Source organism: Roseibium sp., assembly GCF_965276855.1.
GTDB lineage: Bacteria > Pseudomonadota > Alphaproteobacteria > Rhizobiales > Stappiaceae > Roseibium.
The window spans coordinates 2,834,419-2,854,699 of the sequence record NZ_OZ255700.1 but is presented as its reverse complement, the minus strand read 5'-3'; the positions used below and the strand labels follow the sequence as shown (position 1 = coordinate 2,854,699).

The following is a 20,281-nucleotide window of genomic DNA, read 5'->3' as shown; positions in this document are numbered from 1 at the left end:
TTTACGTCTAGAATGCCCGGGACCGCGCGCAGGGTGTGTGCAATCTGCGTGATTTGCCGTATAGTGATGCGTGTTTCGTGCGCAGTTAGAGAAAAATCAGCATGCAAATTGCACTAGACAGCTTTGATGTGAAGTTGCTCGCCGCCCTTCAGGAAAACTCAGCTGCAACAAATGCGGAGATTGGCGAAACGATCGGCCTATCCGCCAGCCAGGTCTCCCGGCGCCGGCAGAAGCTGGAGGACAACGGCATCATCCGCCGGTACCGGGCAGCTTTGGATCCCGAAGCCCTGGGCTTTACCGTGACAGCCTTTGTTGGGGTGACCTTGGGCGCCCACAGCCGGGAGAACGCCCGCAAATTCCGCAACATGGTCACCGCCATGCCGGAAGTTCAGGAGGCCCATACGCTCACCGGGGACGTCGATTACATGCTGAAAGTGGTCGTCCGGGACCTGAAAGCTCTCAGCCGGATCGTCAACGACGAGCTCTTGCCCCAAGAAGCTGTCCAGCACGTGAAGTCCTCCATTGCGATGGACACGTTGAAGGACGACAATTTGCTGCCTTTGACGTGAATATAGGCACGGCGGTCGCTACCCAAACTGTTTGATGAAAAACCGTCATGAATCACGGCATAACCTTGCGACCGGGCGCAAAAATCCCATCTGAAGAACGATGATTTCGTCCTCGGCGGACATAGGGAGCCAAACATGTTTGATGCAAAATCCTTGCTGGATCAGTTTTTGGGTAGCCAGGGCGGCGCCCCCGGCGGGCAAGGCGGCCAGTATCCTGGTCAAAACCAGCGTGGCGGATCCGGTGATCTCCTCTCCCAGGGCAAGGATTTTCTGTCCTCACAAGGTGGCGGCCTGGCACTTGGCAGCCTTGCCGGTTTGATGCTTGGCTCAAAGTCCGGCCGGAAGATCGGCAAAAAGGCAGTCACCTATGGCGGTTTGGCGCTGGTAGCCGGTCTTGCCTACAAGGCTTATCAGGGCCATCAGGCCAACAAGCAAAACGCGCCACGCCCGCACTATCCGCAAGACGCGCCCATCCCGCTGGAAGCCCCGCGCGGCACCGCCTTTGACCCGGCGCAGCAGCCGGGCGGCGAAAATCAGTTCGCAGTCAACCTTCTCACCGCCATGATTTCCGCCGCCAAGGCTGACGGTCATATCGACCGGGACGAGCAGGACCGGATCTTTGAAAAGATTGATGAGGCCGGTCTCGACAGCGAAGCCAAGGCGTTCCTGATGGATGAGCTGCGTTCGCCGCTTGATCTCGACAAGGTCGTCGCCAGCGCAACTTGCCCGGAAACGGCCGCGGAGATCTACGCCGCGTCCCGGCTCGCCATTGACCCGGACCATCCGGCGGAAAAAGCCTATCTTCAGATGCTGGCCGCCCGGCTTGGCCTCGAAGAGGGTCTGGTGCAGGAAATTGAAATGGCGGTCCGCGAAGCGGAAATGGCCGGTTGAGACCTTCAGCCGGTGGGGGATCCGGGACGCGAGTTACGCCCCCGGCTCCCAGCCTTCTGGTGCCATTTCAAATCCTTCGAACTGAAATCCCGGAGCGACGGTGCAGCCTACAAGCGTCCACTCTCCGAGTGAGCGGGCTTGCTGCCAGGCCTCACGCGGCACGATTCCTTGCGGGCGCTCTCCGCCAACCAAGTCATTTCCAAGCACGATCACCTGCTTGTCGTTGCCATCCAAGCTGATGGACAGTTCCAACGCCGCACCGGCATACCAATGCCAGGTCTCCACGGCGTCCACCTTATGCCAGCGTGATACGATGCCGTCCGGCAACAGGAAATAGATCAGCGTGGAGGCCGCACGTCCTTGCGCGTCCGTGACATCATCACGAAAGGTTTCAGCATAAAACCCACCCTCCGGATGCGGCTGCATCTTCAGGAGGTCAACGATGTTGTCGGCGGAAAGAGTTGGATCAACCGGCATACCAGTCCCATGGTCTAAGGCAATTGGAACACCTGAATAGCAGGTGTTTCCAATCCGCGCCGGAGATTTGTGGGGAGTTGGACAATAATGTCAGTGATTGGGTTTGGACTCAGTGCAAAACGCGATGTCATCGACGGTTTCCCGGAGAGCGGCGACGATTTCTTCGTAGAGCACTTGCATATCGAGGCGGTGGCCACCGCCGTGGGTGAGTGGAATGGGTTCGGCCTGGCTTGCAATTCTCTGCACCACATCCTGGGCGCGTTGTTCCGGAGTCCGTCCGGATGGGTCTAAAGACCTATCAGCCGTCATGGTTTCTGCCCCTTACAGGATCACAACGACTTGGATATAGGAGCGGTTGGCCTGCGTTTTTAGCGGTCCGGTCAAAGTTTCTTGATCGAGCCGCACCATCAGGCGGGTGGTGAATGCAGCGTCAAGACGCTGCACCACGATCAGGCATTGTCTTTGCGCGTGCGGATTTCAGAAAACACTGCCTCTGCCGGCTGCCCCGCCATGCCCAGCGCGCCCGCGACCGACGCTTCACCTGCGCGAAGAAACGGGTTGGTTGCCTTTTCCGCTGCCATTGTCGTCGGGAGTGTTGGCTTGCCCAGAGCGCGGATGTCGGCGATCTCCTTCGCACGCGCCTGCAAGGCTTCATTGCCCGGCTCGATGGTCAAGGCGAACTTCGCATTGGCCTCGGTGTATTCGTGCCCGCAATAGATCGTGGTGTCATCCGGCAACCGGTGCATCAGATGGGACAGGGAGGCCCACATCATCTCCTTGTCGCCTTCAAACACCCGGCCGCAGCCCAGCGCAAACAGCGTGTCGCCCGTGTGAGCGACTTTGATTGAGGGAATGTACCAGGAGATCTGATCCAGCGTGTGACCGGGCGTTGCAATCGCCTTGACCTCATAGGGTCCGCACACAACATCGTCGTCGTCCTCTACGGTCCGGTCGAGCTCCGAAATCTTTTGGCGTGAGCGCTCCGGACCGATAACCTCCGCACCGGTTTTGGTCTTCAGCTCCCCCAGCCCCTGCACGTGATCCCAATGATGGTGGGTGATCAGGATATGGCTGAGTTTCCAGCCGGTTTCCGCCAAGGCCGCCTCATAGGCGGCTGCATCAGGCACATCGACAGCCACGGTCGTGCCGCTCTCGCGGTCATGTATGAGGACACCAAAATTGTCGTCCAGGCAGGCAAACTGATGAATTTCGGTGGTGTCGCTTAAAGACATGAGAAGCTCCTCGGCCGGGGATCGGAATGCGCGCCACAGTGGCAAAGACCGGCGCTGCGGGCAAGCCATTGAGGTGTATCCGCTTTGCGGGATTTCAAGTCTTGCGCTCCACAACAGTTCCCTGTTCAATCGCCGTCCGAGCTTCCATCAGGCGAATTTTATGTATCTCGACGTCGTTCATTTGCGGGCCTTTTATGATCTTCCACTTGGGCAGTTGCTGCGAGGCTTGATCGGCGCCCCGGTCGCGCAGATGTGGCCGGATATTCAAGGGCAAAGCCTATTGGGTCTCGGGTATGCCGGTCCGTTCATGCGCCGGTATCATGGGTCGGCCGAACGGGTGATCTCCGCCATGCCGGCCCCCCAAGGCGCCATTCACTGGCCGCGAGAACATGCCAATTCCTGCGCCCTGGTCGAAGATGAGGCTCTGCCGTTTTCCGACGCGACATTCGATCGGATCATGCTGGTCCACGCACTGGATCATTGTTCCGATCCATCGGCGATGCTCCGGGAAGTGTGGCGCGTGCTCGCCCCGGGTGGCCGCGTGATCGTTGTTGTGCCCAACCGGCGCGGATTGTGGGCCCGTTCGGAACTCTCCCCATTCGGTTACGGCCGGCCATACTCGGGAAGCCAGCTGAAGGAACTCATGAAGAATTGCCAGTTCAATGTCCTGAGCGATTCTGAAGCCCTCTTCATGCCGCCATCGCGGGCGGTCAGCATCCAGCGAACGGCGAGGACCTGGGAGAACCTAGGGCGCCGTTTCTGGCCGGCATTCGCCGGCATCCTGATCCTCGAAGCAGAAAAACTAGTGTTCCGCAGTTTGCCGGTGGATGGCAAGAAAAGCCGCCTCCGGGTTCTGCGTCCCGTGTTCATTCCAGACGGCGCCGCGACCGGGTTGAAACCGGTGCGCCGGGAACGGTCGGAGCAGTAGCGCCAGGTCCGGAATTCTTTTGCCTTTTTGCGACCGGATACATATGACTAGGCCGCGCTTGCACACGCTTGTTTTGAGGAATTTTAAATGACCCGGAGCCCGGATAACGGCGCATCAATCGATACCGCCCGCGCCCGTCTCGCCGAAATCGATGCGCGCATTCACGATGCGCTGGTGGAACGTCACCAAACAGAGACCAATCTCGCCGCTCTGCAAGAGGGCGCAGACACCTCCTCCCGAGCCCAAGACTTTGACCGTGACACCGACCTGATCCGGTCATTGGCAGAGCTCAATCAAGGCGCATTGCCGTTGGTTGCCCTTGAAGAAATCTGGCGCGCAATCCTCTCAACAAGCCTAAACCCGCCCGCTGGGTCCGCGATCCATCTGGACGGCAGCGGTGATCTCGTGGGCATGCTGGATCTTGCCCGTTACTATTTCGGGTTTTCGGCGGACCTTGTGCCAGGAAGCGATGCCGCGGATGTTGCCGGTGCTGTAAGCGATGCCGTCTCAGACATCGGACTTGTGGCCTTGACAGACCGGGCGGATTTGCCTTGGTGGCGCGGGCTGAATGAGAGCGGTGCTCAGATCCGGGCGCGCTTGCCCCTCGTTCTTGTTGATGAACGACCGGCAGATTTGCCGGCGCTGGTTCTTGCCAAATCCGACAGGATCATCGACAAGCCGGAAATTGCGGTTTATGACGCGCGTTGGTCTGACCGTTTGCCAGGCAAATTGATGGACCAGGGGATCGAAGTTCTAAGCTTCTACCGCTCGGCGACCGGTGTGGATGCACTGCTTGCCGTTTCCGGCGATCTGCCGGAGGACGCTGTCCTGGCAGCTTGCCTGGAAGCAGGCGCCGCACCAGACGTCTTGCGAGCGGTTGGCGGGTATGCAGCGCCAATTGACGGAGCCAGCGATCCAGATGATGTGTTTGACCCTGCAGATGCAGGGGACTTGGGATGAATGACATGACGATTGCAGTGACTGAAGTCGATCAGACGGCCGTTCAGAGCCGCCCGCAGCCGAAACAAGGCGTGTTGGATATTGCCCCCTATGTTCCGGGCAAATCCAAGGGCTCTCATGGCAAGACGCTTCATAAACTCTCGTCAAATGAAACGCCGCTTGGTTTCAGTGACGCGGTGTCCGCAGCAATCGAAGGCGTTGCAAAGTCTTTGGAGCTCTATCCGGACGGCGGGGCGACCGAATTGCGGGCCGCGATCGGGGATGTTTACGGCCTCAATCCGGATCGCATCATTTGCGGTGCAGGTTCGGATGAAATCCTGAGCATGCTCGCCAATACCTATCTCGATGAAGGTGATGAGGCGATCTATTCGGAGCACGGGTTCCTCGTTTACGAGATCGCCATCCGCGCCGCTGGGGCGACACCGGTTGTTGCGCCGGAAAAAGACTTCACCACCGATGTGGACGCGATCCTGGAACGGGTGACCGGCAAAACAAAGATGGTTTTCCTGGCCAATCCGAACAATCCGACCGGCACTTACATCCCGTTTGAGGAAGTCAAGCGCCTGCACCAGGCTCTGCCGCCGCATGTTCTGCTCGTGCTAGATGCCGCTTATGGCGAATATGTCCGCCGGAACGATTATGAGAGCGGGATCGAGCTGGCCGCGACAGCCGACAACGTCGTCATGACCCGGACCTTTTCGAAGATCTATGGTCTTGCCAACCTGCGTCTCGGTTGGGGCTTCGGCCCGGCGCACGTGATTGATGCCATGAACCGCATCCGCGGGCCGTTCAACGTCTCCGGTGTTGCGATTGCAGCAGGCACCGCAGCTGTCCGCGACCGGTCCTTCGTGACCGCATCAGTCGAGCACAATGAAAAATGGCTGCCGTGGGTGACGTCCGAATTGGAAAAACTCGGCCTGACCGTTACTCCGAGTGTCGGCAACTTCGTTCTGGTCCATTTCCCGGACGTTGACGGCAAACGGGCCACAGATGCGGATGCCTATCTTCTGGAGCGAGGCTGTGTTCTGCGCTTGGTGGGCAATTACGGCCTGCCGAACGCAATTCGCATGACCATTGGCAGCGAAGAGGCCAACCGCACCGTGGTTGCGCATCTGAAGGATTTTCTGGCGCAAGCCTAAAAACAAAAAGACCTTATGACCAACGCCCCCATTTTTGAGCGCATGGCCCTGATCGGGATTGGCCTGATCGGGTCATCCCTTGCCCAGGTTGCCCGCCAGCGCGGCCTTGTGAAAGAAATCGCAATCTCCACCCGCTCCGAAGCGACGCTACAGCGGGCTGAGGAGTTGGGGCTTGGAGACAGCTATTCGGTCGATGCCGCTGTTGCGGTCGAAGGTGCAGATCTTGTGATCCTCTGCGTGCCGGTTGGGGCAAATGAAGCGATCGCAAAATGGATTGCTCCCGCCTTGAAAAAGGGGGCAATCCTTACAGACGCCGGCTCGACCAAAGGGTCTGTTGTCGAGCAGGTCGCGCCGCATGTGCCGGAAGGTGTGCATTTCATCCCGGGCCATCCGATCGCGGGTACTGAACAGTCCGGTCCGGATGCCGGCTTTCCAACCCTGTTTGATCAGCGCTGGTGCATTCTGACACCGCCGGAAAACACCGACCCGGACGCGCTGGAAAAGCTGAAGGCTTTCTGGCAGGGCTGCGGTTCTGATGTCGATCTGATGGATCCCAAGCACCACGACCTCGTGCTCGCGATCGTGTCTCACCTGCCGCATGTCATTGCCTACAACATCGTTGGCACGGCCGACGATCTGGAAGCGGTCACGAAATCAGAGGTAATCAAGTATTCGGCCTCCGGTTTCCGGGACTTCACCCGTCTTGCCGCGTCGGACCCGACCATGTGGCGGGATGTGTGTCTGAACAACAAGGACGCCATCCTGGAGATGCTGGCACGGTTTTCGGAAGATCTGTCGGCCCTGCAAAGGGCCATCCGCTGGGGCGACGGCGACAAGTTGTTCGATATGTTTGAGCGGACCCGCAGCATCCGCCGCTCAATCATCGAGGCAGGTCAGGAAACCGATGCACCAGACTTCGGTCGCCACTCAGGCGACTGATTGGGCTTTAGGGTCAGGACCCATCAATTTGAGCGCGTGACGATGTAGTCCGCCAATGCGTTAAGCGCAGTGGCCTTGTTCCCATAAGGCGCCATCAGACCATTGGCTTCCTCAAGAAGCGCCTGCAGCTCTGCACGGGTCTTCTCTATGCCCATCAGACCGACAAGCGTCGCCTTTCCCGCTTCTGCGTCCTTGCCCGTTGCCTTGCCCATGGCTTCCGGACTTGCCTCGACGTCAAGAAGATCATCTGCCAGCTGAAAGGCGAGACCGATGACTTCTCCAAAGCGGGTCAAGCGGTCCACATCGGCATCTGAAGCATCGCCCAGAATGGCACCTGCCCGGCAGGCATAGCGCAAAAGCGCGCCGGTCTTCATCGATTGAAGGTGGCGGATCTCGGCCTCGGACCGGTCCCGGTGCTCCGATTCCAAATCCAGCATTTGCCCCCCGGCCATGCCGCCAATGCCGGACGCCCGGGCAAGCTCCCGGCATAATCTTAGCCGGGTTCCTGCCTGCGGATGCACCGCCTCATCGGTGATGACATCAAAAGCCAGCGTCAAAAGAGCGTCACCTGCAAGAATGGCGGTCGCATCATCATAGGCCTTGTGCACCGTCGGCTGGCCACGGCGCAGATCATCATCATCCATGGCTGGCAGGTCATCATGAACCAGCGAATAACAATGGATGAGTTCCAGGGCACAGCCCGCCTGAACCACACCGTTATCTGCCCGGCCGAAAAGCCCTGCCGCATCCATGACCAGCACCGGGCGCAGACGTTTGCCGCCGTTAAGCGCGCCATGACGCATGGCATTGATCAACCGCTCCGGACGGGAAATTTCGCCATCGCTCGGGCGGTTCTCAAGCAGGCTGGTAAGAGCCGTCTCGATACGTCCGGCCTGTGCCGCCAGATGGGATTTCAGGTCAAATGTCACACAAGGGCTCCCGAGCCGGGTTTACAGTCTTTGCCAATGGGGTTTCCCTGAAGCGAAATCGCTGTATCGTCAAGACTTGTCTTTGGAATTAGTCCGCTTTTGCCTACCCGCCGCACCGGCTGTAATCCCTTGGAGAATTGACATATGAAATTGCTGTCCAGCTTGCTCCGCACCTTCATCAAGAACGGACGGATGCGCGTTTATGATGTGTCCGGTGGGTTGCATGAATTTGGGTCCGGCGAGAACGGACCGACTGTCACGATCAGGCTGCATGACAAGAAGCTTTACACATCGCTGTTTCTCAATCCGGAACTGGCAGCGGGCGAAGCCTACATGGACGGCACACTCACCATGGAAGAAGGGTCGACCTGCTACGATTTCTTGTTTTTGTTTTCGATCAACCGGGCACCTTTGGGAGCGCATCCGGTCCAGGGGCTCCTCCGCAAGGGCTGGAAGGCTTTCCGCCGCCGCCAGCAAGCCAACAGCGTCGACAAAGCCAAGAAACAGGCGCGGCATCACTATGATCTCTCCACCGACCTCTACCGCCTGTTTCTTGATGACGGGATGAATTACTCCTGCGCCTATTACACCAGCCCGGACGACAGCCTTGAGGACGCCCAGGCGGCCAAGTTGACCCACCTGGTCGCAAAACTCGACTTGAAACCGGGCATGGAGGTTCTCGAGATCGGCGGCGGCTGGGGCTCGCTCGCGATCCAAATGGCGAAGGCCGGGGCCAAGGTCACCTCGCTGAACGTATCGCCTGAACAGGTAAAAATCGCGGAAGAGCGCGTTCGCGAAGCCGGCGTTGAAGACAAGGTCACATTTGTCCTCAAGGATTACCGGGAATTTGAAGGCCAGTTCGACCGGGTGATTTCCGTCGGCATGATGGAGCATGTCGGGATCGGTCATCAGGATGAGTATTTCGCCAAGGTGAAGGAGTGCCTGACCGATAATGGCTTTGCCGTGATCCACTCGATCGGCCGCATGACCCCTCCAGGAACCACCGGCCCGTTTTTCCGCAAGTACATTTTCCCCGGCGGCTATGTGCCCGCGCTCTCGGAAGTCTTTGCATCGACCGAACGCCTTGGGCTATGGGTGTGCGACGCAGAAATCCTGCGCCTGCACTACTATTACACCTGCCGGGACTGGCGGGGCCGGTTCCTGGACAAGTGGCAGGAAGCAGCCGATCTTTATGACGAACGCTTCTGCCGGATGTGGGAATTCTATCTATGTGCGGCGGAGCTCGGGTTCCTGCACGGGTCGAACATGGTGATGCAGTTGCTATTGTCCAAAGAGCGCAACGCCGTGCCGATCATCCGGGACTTTATCGTCGACAACGAACGGGAAATGAATGCCACGGGCTGAGGCCAAAACGGACAAGATCCGAAGGTCCAAACATGGGATCTTGACCTGGAAGGGGTTCCGCAAGCGGCTGGTTCAGCTTCTCGTGGTTCTCCTGTTGGTGCCGCCGATCCTGACAGTGATCTACTCTGTCGTGCCACCGGTCAGCACCTTGATGCTCGCCCGTTATGTCCAGTTCCTTTGGGTAGACCGCCAGTGGGTTCCGCTGGAAGACATTTCGCCCAATCTGATCCGCTCGGTCATCGGGTCCGAGGACGGTGGTTTTTGTTTCAATCACGGTGTGGACTGGGGTGCCTTGCGGGAACAGGTCGAAGCCCTGAGTGAGGGCGAGCGTCCACGCGGTGCCAGCACCATCACCATGCAGACGGCCAAAAACCTCTTCTTGTGGAATGACCGGTCCTACATCCGCAAGGGTATGGAAATACCGCTGGCGCTCATGCTGGACGCGATCCTGACCAAAAAACGGATCCTGGAAATCTATTTGAATGTCGCCGAGTGGGGTGAGGGCATTTTTGGGGCCGAAGCAGCCGCCCACGCCTGGTTTGGCAAACCTGCCAAAGACTTGAGCAACCGGGAAGCAGCGCGGCTGGCAACTGCTCTGCCCAATCCGCTCGGGCGGAACCCGGCAAAACCGTCGGCCGGACACGAGCGTCTTGCGTCCAAGAACGTCGCCCGGGTCCGCAGTGCTGGGCCCATTTTCGAATGTGTTCTGGGGAAATAATCACAAGCCCCTATCCGCTGGCCGGTATCCCGCCTATCAGGTCAAAAGAAAATTTCATCAATGGGGTGGCAAAACGCCGGCGTTGCCTGTATAACGCCGCGCATTCGAACACCTGCGTGCAGCCACGCCCCGGGCTTTCCCGGTCCGGGCCGCATGGGTATGGACCACGGAGAAAAACAAAATGGCCGTTCCAAAGAGAAAAACCTCGCGCATGAAGCGCGGTTTTCGCCGTTCTTCGGACGCCCTGAAACAGCCGACCTATGTCGAAGACAAGGATTCGGGCGAACTGCGTCGCCCGCATCATGTTGATCTGAAGACTGGCATGTACCGGGGCCGTCAGATCCTGTCCGCTAAGGACGACGCCTAAGACGGACATGCTTTCGGGCTAGTCCTGAAAGCAGCCGTTATCAGGCTGGATCGCCGTATGGCAAAACAAGATTGAGGCTGACCTTGTTCCGACAGGTCGGCCTTTTTCTTTTTGGGTTCGAATAAGTGGCTCGGTTGGCTGCAGTCTTCCTCAGAGACTTTCCGGGCCGAAGTTGCTAGACCTTCTGCAAGGATTTTCTTGTTTCACACCGGAGCCGCCTGATGCGCCTATTGTCCGCTCTTCCGTTCACGCTGTTCGCCCTTTTGATCTACAACGGCTTTGCGTTCACTGCAGGCGCGGCGGACCCGAATTTCTGGTCAACGCCGGTCCTCTCAATCGCAATGGTCTCCGGTGCCGACTTTCAGCTGCTCGCCAGCGATCTCCTGATCACGGCGGGCCTGTTCTTCTTGTTTATCGAAATCCTGAAAGCCACCCGGATCGGCAAGGCCGCGGTTGTCGATCACATGCTGTCCGTACTGGTGTTCGTTGCCTTCCTGGTGGAGTTCCTGATCATTCCGCAGGCGGCAACGTCCGTGTTCTTCATCCTGATGGTGATTGCCCTGATTGATGTCATCGCAGGCTTTTCAATCTCCATCACCGGCGCCCGCCGCGATGTCGCTTTTGGCCACGGTGAGATGCATTAATGGCAGTGACCTGGCCGGTTTGATGTTCAGGCTATCCCGGAAGAATACTGGCGACCAAGTTGGATACCATTTGTGTCACTCTTCCACGTAGGAACAACCAATCAGAAAACAGACAGGCAGCGAACATCATTCCGAGCTGGTAAGCAGGCGCGGCCCAGTCCTGGAGAAGTATAGAAAATGCCCAGTTTTGGTTGAAGATGTAGCCGTAAGCTGCCCATACCACATAACCCGTTACGACAATCGAGAACGCCCAAAAGCGCCAAGTCAACTGATTACGAAACAGTCCCAAGCCCATCATCAACGCTAGAACTACAGCATTGACAAGCCCGAAACGGCGCAGATCCCGAAGAAATCCATCCAAAGACTTTTCATAACGCTCAAGTACGAATTCTTGGAGCATTGCTTGTCCCAAACGGAGTTTGTAAATCCGTGCAAGCATAACCTCATCTATGGAACGTGACGCTTCGCTCCAAAAGTCGCAGTTTTCAGTGCAATTTTCAGAAAGTGTCTGAGCAAGCATTGCTTGCACAATTTGCTCTCTCTTCCGATCCAGGGTGAGTGCAGCGCCCCCCAACTTGTCAGATAATGCACCTAGACGCTCTACACTGCTGCTATCCCCATTCAGGCCAGCTGCAAACCATGCAGCATCGGCAGCAGCTTGAACTTCGGCAACCACAAACTGTTGCAACCGCTCTTCGATTTGTTTTGGGTTCAAATAGGTCAGAAAGACCAGTGCCACGGACAATATCAGCCCCGTGAGCTGAACTAAGACGACAGTGATTTTTGCAACGGATCGCAAACAAGCCTCTATTCTCGAAATTAATGGTTCTAAGAATCAAACTTCCAAAGCCGGCTGAACCGGGATTTATAAAACGGTGACTTTGGCCGCACTTTTTGAGCGCGTAGCAAGTGAATTCAACTCTGAACTATGAGACTTAACTCAAGCCCCCTCTTCGTCCTCGACGATTGCATGTTTCTGGATCAGGGGAAGCTGGGTGAGGGTAAAAATCAGGGTGATCGGCATGACCCCGAAAACCTTGAAGCTGACCCAGAAGTCGGTCGAAAAACTGCGCCAGACGATCTCGTTGATCGCCGCCAGCACAAAGAAAAAGACACCCCAGCGGAAGGTCAGCTTGCGCCAGCCTTCATCGGTCAATTTGAACGCGCTGTCGAACACGTACCCGAGCAGGGCCTTGCCGAAGAACAGACCGCCGAGAAGGATGGCGCCGAACAGGCTGTTGACGATGGTCGGCTTCAACTTGATGAAAAGCTCATCGTGGAGCCACAAGGTCAAGGCGCCGAACACGATCACGACCACGCCGGAGACCAGCGGCATGATCGGCAAACGCTTCGTCAGATAGAGGGATGCAACAAGCGAGATGGTGATCGCCACCATGAATGCGGCCGTTGCCAGAAAGATCGGTTCACCCACCGCTTTGAGGACCGGAAAACTCTCCGCAATTTGCTCACCTCTGGAATTGAAGAGAAAGAAAACGCCGAGCGGTCCCAACTCCAAGGCCAGCTTCAAGAGCGGCGACAGTTCCTTGCGGGACGGGTCATTCGGGGCGCGTTCCAATTCCATAAAGTCTCTCCGGTGCTCAGCTGTCCCGGAAATAGGGATAACCGGGGCGGCCGGTCAAGGCTTGGGGCGCGATAAAGCGCTCAAACCGTTCTGAAAGACACCATGGTCAAGGTTTTCGCCCGGAAACCAAATGGATATTCAAGTTGGCAAAACACCGGCCGGCACGGTCCCGCTCTTCAAGATCCTGCCAGAACCTTGCGTTTTCCGATGACGTGATGACGCCTGCTTCGACACTGCGGGCCGTAATATCGCCAAGGACACACATGCGGTTGAGGTCGGCCAAACTCTCGAACAACAGGGAATGCACACTGTGGTGGGTCAACTCCGTTTGCGTTCCGATCAAATCCAGAAGGTCCCGGCCGATCCGCGGATTGACGAGGGCACAGGCATAAACGGCGGCAATCTTTGTTGCGATCTCCGGGTAGCTTGAGGCAATCACGAAACTTCCCCAATCCGGCTCTGCCGCGCAAATGATCCCACCCGGCCGGACGATCCGGAGCATCTCTGCAATCGCCACCCCGGGCTCCGGGATATGCTGCAGAGACCGGTCAATGCGAACAGCATCAAAAGCACCTGTGTCAGCGGCCAAGGCCTTGATGTCGCTTTGCTGGAAGTAGATAGAGGCATCGATGCCGCCTGCTGCGGCCTGAATGCGCGCCCTTGCCGAGGCAAGAAACTTGGCGCTCAGGTCAAAGCCTGTCACAGCCCCCCTTGGAACCAGCGCTTTCAGGTGCGGCAGGTCGAAACCAAGGCCACAGGCCACATCTGCGACGTGGCTCTCGGGCGACAGTTCCAAAAGTCCATACGAGACCTCCTTGTAGGCCTGAAAGCCTGGATGCGCTGCCATCAGGTGTAAGAGGCCTTCCAGATTTTCCAACTCCGAACCGGAAAAAGCGTCTGCATTCTGGTAAGCTTGCGCAAGGAACTTCATAAATCACCGCCGCCCTTAAAACGTATAAGGCGATCATTGCAAGTGAGAGTTGCGCGCGCAAGGGATTATGTTCTTATGGCTTGGAGCAAGCCAACAGGTTTGCGCCGCGCTGCAACTGCCTTTGTCTACGCGGCGCTGACTTTTGCGATTGCGGTCGGTCCGGCAGCGGCCGTCACACCGATTGACTGGCCTGATCTCAAGGACCCGGCTGCCGCCCGGTATGAGGATCCTTTCGAAAACCTCTACCTTTCCGAAATCAGGTCACTTGCCGCAGTTTACAGGATCCGCAAAGCGCTGAAGAGCGATGGGCTGACCCTTGAGGAGCGCGCCAAGCTGGAGCGCCGCCTGAAGGATGAGGAGGCCAAACTTGCCGCAGCGGGAATCCAGACCGATCAGCTTCTCGCCCAGCGCGATGAGGTCGCGAAAAAAAGAGCCGAAGCGCGTTTGAAGGGCAATTCGGATCTCGCAGGCAAAGATGTTGCGATCACCGGCTACGTGATCCCGGTCCTGGATGAAACGGGCGCTGCGAAATACGGCTATCTCGTCTCAGGCTATGGCATGTGCAGTCATGTCCCGGCACCTGCGCCCAACCAGATCATCTTCTACAGGCTCGAAGAAGATTGGGCGGAGGCCGAACTCTACAAACCCGTTCTTCTGCAAGGCCGCCTGGATCTGAGTGTCTCAAGACAGACGATCAATCTTCTGGATGGCGATGTGACGATCACCGCATCCTTCGACATGGACGTGACCGATATCCGGACGCTGGAGCCGCAAAAAAGGGAAGTCGAAGATCGCGGTTTCCGCTCCTTCACACGGTAGCCTTAACAGCAAAAAGGCGCCCGTAGGCGCCTTTTCGGTAGATCGAACCGTCAGGCATTAAGCCATGTACTGGCCACCGTTGATGGTCATAACCGCACCGGTCATGAAACCGGCCTTGTCGGAAGCCAGATAGACAACTGTCTCTGCAATTTCTTCCGGTTTGCCAAGCCGGCCAACCGGGATACCGCCGACGATGGATTCCAGGACCTTCTCAGGCATGGCAGCAACCATATCGGTGCCGATGTAGCCCGGGCACACGCAGTTGACGGTGATGCCTTTGAAGGCGTTTTCCTGAGCCAGCGCCTTTGTAAAGCCGATCACACCGGCTTTTGCGGCGGAGTAGTTGGTCTGGCCCATCTGACCCTTTTGGCCGTTGATGGACGAGATGTTGATGATACGTCCAGAGCCCCGGCTGCGCATGCCGTTGATCACCGGGTGCGTCATGGTGAACATGGAATCAAGGTTGGTGGACATTACGGCCCGCCATTGATCGAAGTCCATCTTGTGGAACATGCCGTCACGCGTGATGCCGGCGTTGTTGACCAGAACTTCAACTGGACCGAGATCGCTTTCCACCTGGGCAATGCCGGCAGCGCAAGCGTCCGGATCGGAAACGTCCCACTTGTAAACATGAATGCCGGTCTCTGCCTTGAAGGCTTCAGCCTTCTCGGTGTTGCCGGCGTAAGTGGCCGCCACGGTGTAACCCGCTTCCTTCAATCCGCGTGAGATTGCCTCGCCAATACCGCGGGTGCCTCCGGTAACCAATGCCACCTTGCTCATGTATTCCCCTCCTGGTTTCCCCTCTACGGCCTTTCCGGCACGTTTGAGTTCATTACAAGTCTGTTCCGGGATGTAGTCATGGCAGGGCGCCTCCTGCCCAACCATGACCAATGTCAAAGAAACCTCTCTTTGGTTTCAGACTTTCGGGTAAGCCGTCTTAGCGCTCCAGGCACATGGCAACGCCCATGCCGCCGCCGATGCAGAGCGTGGCAAGGCCTTTCTTGGCGTCGCGGCGAACCATCTCGTGCAGCAAGGTGCAGAGAATGCGGGCACCGGACGCTCCGATCGGGTGACCGATCGCGATGGCACCGCCGTTGACGTTGACGATGTCCGGGTTCCAGCCCATGTCCTTGTTGACCGCGCACGCCTGAGCAGCGAACGCTTCATTGGCTTCCACCAGATCAAGCTCTTCCGCGGACCAGCCGGCTTTTTCCAGCGCTTTGCGCGAGGCCGGGATCGGACCGGAGCCCATGATGGTCGGGTCAACACCGGCTGTAGCCCAAGAGGCGATCTTAGCAAGCGGGGTGAGGCCGCGCTTTTCAGCTTCTGCTGCACTCATGACAACAAGCGCTGCCGCGCCGTCATTGATGCCAGACGCGTTCGCAGCGGTCACAGTGCCTTCCTTGTTAAAGGCCGGGCGAAGCTTTTGCATGGCGTCAATTGTCGCCCCGTGGCGGATGTACTCGTCATCTTCGACAACGATATCGCCCTTGCGGGTCTTCACCGTGAACGGAGTGATCTCGTCCTTGAACTTGCCGGCCTTCTGGGCAGCTTCCGCCTTGTTTTGGGAGGCAACGGCGAACTCGTCCTGCTGCTCACGCGTGATCTGCCATTTCTCGGCAACGTTCTCTGCGGTCTGACCCATGTGGTAGCCGTTGAACGCGTCCCACAGGCCGTCCTTGATCATGGTGTCGACCATCTTGTAGTCGCCCATCTTGTAGCCGGCACGCATAGGAGCACAGTGCGGCGACTGGGTCATGTTCTCCTGACCACCTGCAATCATGACAGACGCATCACCGGTCTGGATTTGCTGCGCTGCAATCGCAACGGTGCGAAGACCAGAACCGCACACTTGATTGAGGCCCCATGCCGTTGCGCTGTCGGGAATGCCAGCCGCCATCGCAGCCTGCCGGGCCGGGTTTTGGCCCTGCCCTGCGGTCAAGACCTGTCCGAACACAACTTCATCCACATCGCTGCCGTCGACCTTGGCCTGCTCCAGAGCGGCCTTGATCACGTGAGCTCCAAGCTCATGTGCTGGCGTGTTTGCGAAAGATCCGTTGAAAGACCCAACCGGGGTGCGGGTCGCACTGACAATAACAACGTCGGTGGAAGCGCTCATATTACTCTCCAAACTTCTGGCCGTCTGATGGCCTTGGATGGGTGACCTCTTTCACGGCCTCCCTGAGCCGTGACGATGAAGGGACTAGAACTTGCAGCGGGTAGTGTGTCAACCGTGACAACCCCTATGACGGCGTTGTTTTCGCTGTTGCGGCATTATCCTTTCGTCACTGCACATAAAAAGGCTGGCACGAGACAATACGATTGGCTTAGTCTCATAGTCGGAGGAGATGACAAGTCTGCGAAGACCTTGTCGTCAATAGATAAACAGCCACTGCAGGCGCGCAGCTGCGGAATGAAAGGCGGAACCATCCGATGGCCAAGACCAGCGAGCCGACAATCATCAAGAAATACGCCAACCGGCGGCTCTACAACACCGGCACCAGCACGTATGTGACCCTTGAGGATCTCGCGGTGATGGTAAAGGGGGAGGAAGATTTTGTCGTTTATGATGCCAAGTCCGGGGACGACATCACCCGGTCTGTTCTGACCCAGATCATTTTTGAGCAAGAAGCAAAAGGAACGAACCTTTTGCCCGTGTCCTTCCTTCGCCAGCTGATCGGCTTTTATGGAGACAGCATGCAGGGTCTCGTGCCCAGCTATCTGGAATACTCCATGACTTCGCTGACCAAGGAACAGGAAAAACTGCGCGCCCAGATGAGTGAAGCTTTCGGCGCGACCGCCTTCGACGCCATTGAAGATCAGGTCAAACGCAACACGGAAATGTTTGAGCGGGCGATGAAAATGTTCATGCCGTTCCCAACCGGTGAAGGTTCGGCAGCTGCAGCGGCGGGTTCTGAGAAGAAACCCGCGCAGCCGGAATCCAGCGACCTTGACGACATGAAACGGCAGCTGGAAGAAATGCAGAAGACGATCAGCAAACTGACTGACAAGCCCTGATCGGACGTCTTTCTGATACGAAAAAGCGGCGGTCCATCGGGACTGCCGCTTTTTTGCTTATCTGATCAGCCGCAGTCTGCGACGAGTTTGACGGCCTCAATGCCGGCGACCGCACAGGCTTCATCGTTTTCAGACGTATCACCGGTGATGCCGACGGCACCGAGGGTTTCGCCCTCTTCGTTTTTCACCAGCACGCCACCCGGCACCGGAATGATCGCTCCGCCGGAAGCTCCGTTCAGAGCATTCACAAAATGCGGACGGGTTTCTGCGTTGGCGTTGAGCCAGCGTGTGCCTGTGCCCACCGCCAGTGCACCAACCGCTTTGCCGGTTGCGATCTGCGGACGCATGATGGAAGACCCGTCCTGGCGTTTCAGCGCAATCGCATGACCGCCGGCATCGAGAACCACCACCGTCAATGGTTTCAGGCTAAGTTCTGCTGCTTTTTCGAATGCGGCAGAAATGATGGTCTCTGCGGTTGAAAGTGTGAGTTTGCGCATTGAGCTCGTTCTCCTTAAGGTGCGGGCCAAGATTGCCAGCTTGCTAACAGAGCAGCCCGGCATGGAATAGAGTGATTATTCAACAAGCATTTGCGGCCAATAGGAAACAATCGCCAGCCGCCATGGGGGGAATTCAGTGAAGCGGGACTTTCAAGCACCAGGCAGATCACCGGTATTTGCACGAGAAGCTGCTGTTGCGACCTCCCATCCGCTGGCGACAAGCGCCGCGATCGAAGTGCTGCAAGATGGTGGCAATGCCGTTGATGCAGCCATTGCGGCTGCGGCCGTACAAGCTGTTGTTGAACCACATATGACCGGCATTGGCGGTGATTGCTTTGCAGTCGTCACCGAGCCGGACGGCCGGCTCACCGGGTTCAACGGTTCTGGCGCTGCGCCGCGTGCCGCCAGTCCTGAAAAACTGGCAGAGCTGGGCGTTTCTGAAATCACCGACACCTCGCCGCATGCAGTCACGGTACCGGGTGCAATCCGGGCTTGGGAAACCCTCCTGAAAGCCCATGGCACTCGCCAGTTCAAATCCCTGTTCAAGCGTGCAATCGATTACGCGCGGGACGGTTTTCCGGTTGCGCCGCGTGTTGCAAGCGACTGGGCAAAGAACGTTGACAAACTGGCAGCAGATCCGGTCTCCGCAGCCCGGTATCTGGTCAACGGAGCCGCGCCCGAAATTGGACAGGTTCTCAAATACCCGCATCTCGCGGCAACACTGGAGGCCATCGGCGACGAGGGGGCAGATGCCTTCTATTCCGGCGCGATTGCTGAAGACATCGTTGGCGCCCTTGCCGCCAAGGGCGGTGTCATGACAACCGATGATCTTGCTGCCTGCCACACAACGGCCGTTTCTCCGGTTGTCCGCGAGTACAAGGGCCATGCGATTGCAGAGCTGCCGCCCAACGGGCAGGGCGTCATTGCGCTGATCATGCTGGGCATTCTGGAGCGCTTTCATCTTGAAAGTCTCGACCCGTTCGGGACCGAGCGCTTCCACCTGGAAATGGAAGCCGCCCGCCTCGCCTATGCGGTCCGTGATCACTATGTCACCGACCCAGGCTATATGGACATCTGCCATACCCGGTTGATCGGCGAAGACTACATCGATCAGCTTGCGCAGCGCATTTCCATCGACAAACGGCAGACCGACATTGCCGAAACCAGCCTCGCGCCGCAGACCGACACGATCTACCTCAGCATCGTCGACAAGGACGGATTGTCGGTCTCCTTCATCAATTCCCTGTTCAGCGATTTCGGCAGCGGCATCGTCGCACCGGAAAGCGGAGTGCTTCTGCATTGCCGAGGCCGCTCGTTCAAAGCGCAACCAGGCTTTGCCAACTCCATCGCTGGCGGCAAGCGTCCGATGCACACGATCATTCCCGCCGTGGCCTTGAAAAACGGCGCTCCATGGCTCTCGTTCGGCGTCATGGGCGGTCATTATCAAGCCTGCGGTCATGCGCATTTGCTGACCAACATCATCGATTACGGCATGGATGTGCAGGCGGCAATCGACTTCCCACGGATGTTCTTCGATCTGGAAACTCATGCCTTGCAGGCCGAGAGGCTCGTTCCGCCCTCCACAATTGAGGGCCTGAAGGCGCTTGGACATACTGTTGTGCCGGCACAGGGCGCCATTGGCGGCAGTCAGGCGATCATGATCGACAAGGCGCGCCATGTCCTGACAGCAGGATCCGATCCACGCAAGGACGGCCACGCGGCAGGGTATTAAAATCATTGCGCAACTCTAGGAAGAAATTAGACGGCCTCAAGTTAAGGGCAATCGGTTGGACAATTTGGGATCCGATCGGAATGCGGCCAGACGTAAAAAGCTGGGACGATGATGAAAACTGCACTTATCTGGATGAGTATGACCCATATCTTGCGAATGCCGCCGGCCGATTGAGGAATGGTGTTCCAGAGGCTGATGTGGTTTCATATTTGGTAGAAATCGAAACTGAGCATATGGGCTTGGGTCTCTCAGAAACTACAATAAAGCGCGCCGAAGAAGTTGTGACCGCTATGCGTACCGATGAGAGACTGTGGGTAGATTGAGGGCATGATCTTTGGCCTGAAGAACCACGCCTTGCAGGCCGAACGGCTGGTACCGGCCTCAACGGTCGAGGGCCTCTAGAGGCTTGGCCATTCCGTGATCACAGCTCCGAGCGCGATTGGCGGCTGCCAGGCTATCATGATCGACAAGGCGCGCCATGTCCTGACGGCCGGCTCGGATCCACGAAAAGACGGCCACGCGGCGGGGTATTGATCCAAAGCAT

24 protein-coding genes are annotated in these 20,281 nt (G+C 57.6%); 14 read left to right on the top strand and 10 right to left on the bottom strand.

Annotated elements, in window-relative coordinates; translation table 11 throughout:
- Positions 1–101 precede the first annotated feature (101 nt).
- The gene (locus tag ACQY4Z_RS13115; RefSeq protein ID WP_422020499.1) at positions 102–569 is read left to right on the top strand and encodes an Lrp/AsnC family transcriptional regulator; all 468 of its coding nucleotides are present in this window, start codon (positions 102–104) and stop codon (positions 567–569) included.
- A gap of 135 nt (positions 570–704) precedes the next feature.
- The gene (locus tag ACQY4Z_RS13110) at positions 705–1,460 is read left to right on the top strand and encodes a tellurite resistance TerB family protein (protein ID WP_428521920.1); all 756 of its coding nucleotides are present in this window, start codon (positions 705–707) and stop codon (positions 1,458–1,460) included.
- A gap of 33 nt (positions 1,461–1,493) precedes the next feature.
- Here ACQY4Z_RS13110 and ACQY4Z_RS13105 read toward each other — a convergent pair whose 3' ends face one another.
- The 3 genes from ACQY4Z_RS13105 to gloB form a co-directional block, all read right to left on the bottom strand.
- Entirely contained in the window at positions 1,494–1,937 is a 444-nt protein-coding gene (locus ACQY4Z_RS13105) for a cupin domain-containing protein (protein WP_428521918.1), read from the bottom strand.
- Positions 1,938–2,027: 90 nt separating this feature from the next.
- A complete protein-coding gene (locus tag ACQY4Z_RS13100) occupies positions 2,028–2,246 on the bottom strand; it encodes a hypothetical protein (protein ID WP_428521916.1) in 219 nt (72 codons plus the stop codon).
- Between the two features lie 140 nt (positions 2,247–2,386).
- Positions 2,387–3,169, bottom strand: a complete 783-nt coding sequence (gene gloB, locus ACQY4Z_RS13095) for a hydroxyacylglutathione hydrolase (RefSeq protein WP_428521914.1) — start codon at positions 3,167–3,169, stop codon at positions 2,387–2,389.
- Positions 3,170–3,329: 160 nt separating this feature from the next.
- Here gloB and ACQY4Z_RS13090 point away from each other — a divergent pair, with 160 nt between their 5' ends.
- From ACQY4Z_RS13090 to ACQY4Z_RS13075, 4 genes are all read left to right on the top strand, one after another.
- Entirely contained in the window at positions 3,330–4,097 is a 768-nt protein-coding gene (locus ACQY4Z_RS13090) for a class I SAM-dependent methyltransferase (RefSeq protein WP_133952658.1), read from the top strand.
- Between the two features lie 87 nt (positions 4,098–4,184).
- A complete protein-coding gene (locus tag ACQY4Z_RS13085; RefSeq protein ID WP_428521912.1) occupies positions 4,185–5,057 on the top strand; it encodes a chorismate mutase in 873 nt (290 codons plus the stop codon).
- Positions 5,054–6,196, top strand: a complete 1,143-nt coding sequence (gene hisC / locus ACQY4Z_RS13080) for a histidinol-phosphate transaminase (RefSeq protein WP_428521910.1) — start codon at positions 5,054–5,056, stop codon at positions 6,194–6,196. Before ACQY4Z_RS13085 ends, hisC begins: the two co-directional genes overlap by 4 nt.
- A gap of 15 nt (positions 6,197–6,211) precedes the next feature.
- The gene (locus ACQY4Z_RS13075) at positions 6,212–7,135 is read left to right on the top strand and encodes a prephenate/arogenate dehydrogenase family protein (protein ID WP_428521908.1); all 924 of its coding nucleotides are present in this window, start codon (positions 6,212–6,214) and stop codon (positions 7,133–7,135) included.
- A gap of 23 nt (positions 7,136–7,158) precedes the next feature.
- On the opposite strand, the gene ACQY4Z_RS13070 is transcribed toward ACQY4Z_RS13075, so the two are convergent.
- The gene (locus tag ACQY4Z_RS13070) at positions 7,159–8,064 is read right to left on the bottom strand and encodes a polyprenyl synthetase family protein (protein ID WP_428521906.1); all 906 of its coding nucleotides are present in this window, start codon (positions 8,062–8,064) and stop codon (positions 7,159–7,161) included.
- A 144-nt stretch (positions 8,065–8,208) separates the two neighbouring features.
- Between ACQY4Z_RS13070 and ACQY4Z_RS13065 the strand changes: the two genes are divergently transcribed.
- The 4 genes from ACQY4Z_RS13065 (at position 8,209) to ACQY4Z_RS13050 (ending at position 11,158) form a co-directional block, all read left to right on the top strand.
- Positions 8,209–9,429 carry a class I SAM-dependent methyltransferase gene (locus tag ACQY4Z_RS13065; protein ID WP_428521904.1) on the top strand — a complete coding sequence of 407 codons (1,221 nt, stop codon included), beginning with the start codon at positions 8,209–8,211 and terminating at the stop codon, positions 9,427–9,429.
- Positions 9,416–10,147, top strand: a complete 732-nt coding sequence (gene mtgA / locus ACQY4Z_RS13060; RefSeq protein ID WP_428521902.1) for a monofunctional biosynthetic peptidoglycan transglycosylase — start codon at positions 9,416–9,418, stop codon at positions 10,145–10,147. The genes ACQY4Z_RS13065 and mtgA overlap by 14 nt, the downstream gene beginning before the upstream one ends.
- A 181-nt stretch (positions 10,148–10,328) precedes the next feature.
- A complete protein-coding gene (gene rpmF, locus ACQY4Z_RS13055; protein WP_008193743.1) occupies positions 10,329–10,514 on the top strand; it encodes a 50S ribosomal protein L32 in 186 nt (61 codons plus the stop codon).
- A gap of 221 nt (positions 10,515–10,735) precedes the next feature.
- Positions 10,736–11,158, top strand: coding sequence for a hypothetical protein (locus ACQY4Z_RS13050; RefSeq protein WP_420339434.1), 423 nt, complete (start codon positions 10,736–10,738; stop codon positions 11,156–11,158).
- A 31-nt stretch (positions 11,159–11,189) separates the two neighbouring features.
- On the opposite strand, the gene ACQY4Z_RS13045 is transcribed toward ACQY4Z_RS13050, so the two are convergent.
- The 3 genes from ACQY4Z_RS13045 to ACQY4Z_RS13035 form a co-directional block, all read right to left on the bottom strand.
- Positions 11,190–11,897, bottom strand: a complete 708-nt coding sequence (locus ACQY4Z_RS13045) for a hypothetical protein (protein ID WP_428521899.1) — start codon at positions 11,895–11,897, stop codon at positions 11,190–11,192.
- Positions 11,898–12,098: 201 nt separating this feature from the next.
- Positions 12,099–12,740 (bottom strand): septation protein A, encoded by a 642-nt coding sequence (locus ACQY4Z_RS13040; RefSeq protein ID WP_428521897.1) that lies wholly within the window; start codon positions 12,738–12,740, stop codon positions 12,099–12,101.
- A gap of 106 nt (positions 12,741–12,846) precedes the next feature.
- Positions 12,847–13,671, bottom strand: a complete 825-nt coding sequence (locus ACQY4Z_RS13035) for a methyltransferase domain-containing protein (protein WP_428521895.1) — start codon at positions 13,669–13,671, stop codon at positions 12,847–12,849.
- A 75-nt stretch (positions 13,672–13,746) separates the two neighbouring features.
- Between ACQY4Z_RS13035 and ACQY4Z_RS13030 the strand changes: the two genes are divergently transcribed.
- Positions 13,747–14,490 (top strand): DUF3299 domain-containing protein, encoded by a 744-nt coding sequence (locus tag ACQY4Z_RS13030; RefSeq protein WP_428521893.1) that lies wholly within the window; start codon positions 13,747–13,749, stop codon positions 14,488–14,490.
- 57 nt (positions 14,491–14,547) lie between these two features.
- Here the strand turns inward: ACQY4Z_RS13030 and phbB are convergent, their stop codons facing one another.
- Both phbB and ACQY4Z_RS13020 read right to left on the bottom strand, forming a co-directional pair.
- Entirely contained in the window at positions 14,548–15,270 is a 723-nt protein-coding gene (phbB, locus tag ACQY4Z_RS13025) for an acetoacetyl-CoA reductase (protein ID WP_055671741.1), read from the bottom strand.
- A gap of 157 nt (positions 15,271–15,427) precedes the next feature.
- Positions 15,428–16,609, bottom strand: a complete 1,182-nt coding sequence (locus ACQY4Z_RS13020; protein WP_428521891.1) for an acetyl-CoA C-acetyltransferase — start codon at positions 16,607–16,609, stop codon at positions 15,428–15,430.
- Positions 16,610–16,923: 314 nt separating this feature from the next.
- Here ACQY4Z_RS13020 and phaR point away from each other — a divergent pair, with 314 nt between their 5' ends.
- Positions 16,924–17,508, top strand: coding sequence for a polyhydroxyalkanoate synthesis repressor PhaR (phaR, locus tag ACQY4Z_RS13015; protein ID WP_428521889.1), 585 nt, complete (start codon positions 16,924–16,926; stop codon positions 17,506–17,508).
- A gap of 65 nt (positions 17,509–17,573) precedes the next feature.
- Here the strand turns inward: phaR and ACQY4Z_RS13010 are convergent, their stop codons facing one another.
- A complete protein-coding gene (locus ACQY4Z_RS13010; protein ID WP_133952587.1) occupies positions 17,574–18,005 on the bottom strand; it encodes a GlcG/HbpS family heme-binding protein in 432 nt (143 codons plus the stop codon).
- A 136-nt stretch (positions 18,006–18,141) separates the two neighbouring features.
- On the opposite strand from ACQY4Z_RS13010, the gene ggt reads away from it, so the two are divergent.
- Positions 18,142–19,737, top strand: coding sequence for a gamma-glutamyltransferase (gene ggt / locus ACQY4Z_RS13005; protein WP_428521887.1), 1,596 nt, complete (start codon positions 18,142–18,144; stop codon positions 19,735–19,737).
- Positions 19,738–19,817: 80 nt separating this feature from the next.
- Positions 19,818–20,060 carry a hypothetical protein gene (locus tag ACQY4Z_RS13000; protein ID WP_428521885.1) on the top strand — a complete coding sequence of 81 codons (243 nt, stop codon included), beginning with the start codon at positions 19,818–19,820 and terminating at the stop codon, positions 20,058–20,060.
- Positions 20,061–20,281: the final 221 nt, after the last annotated feature.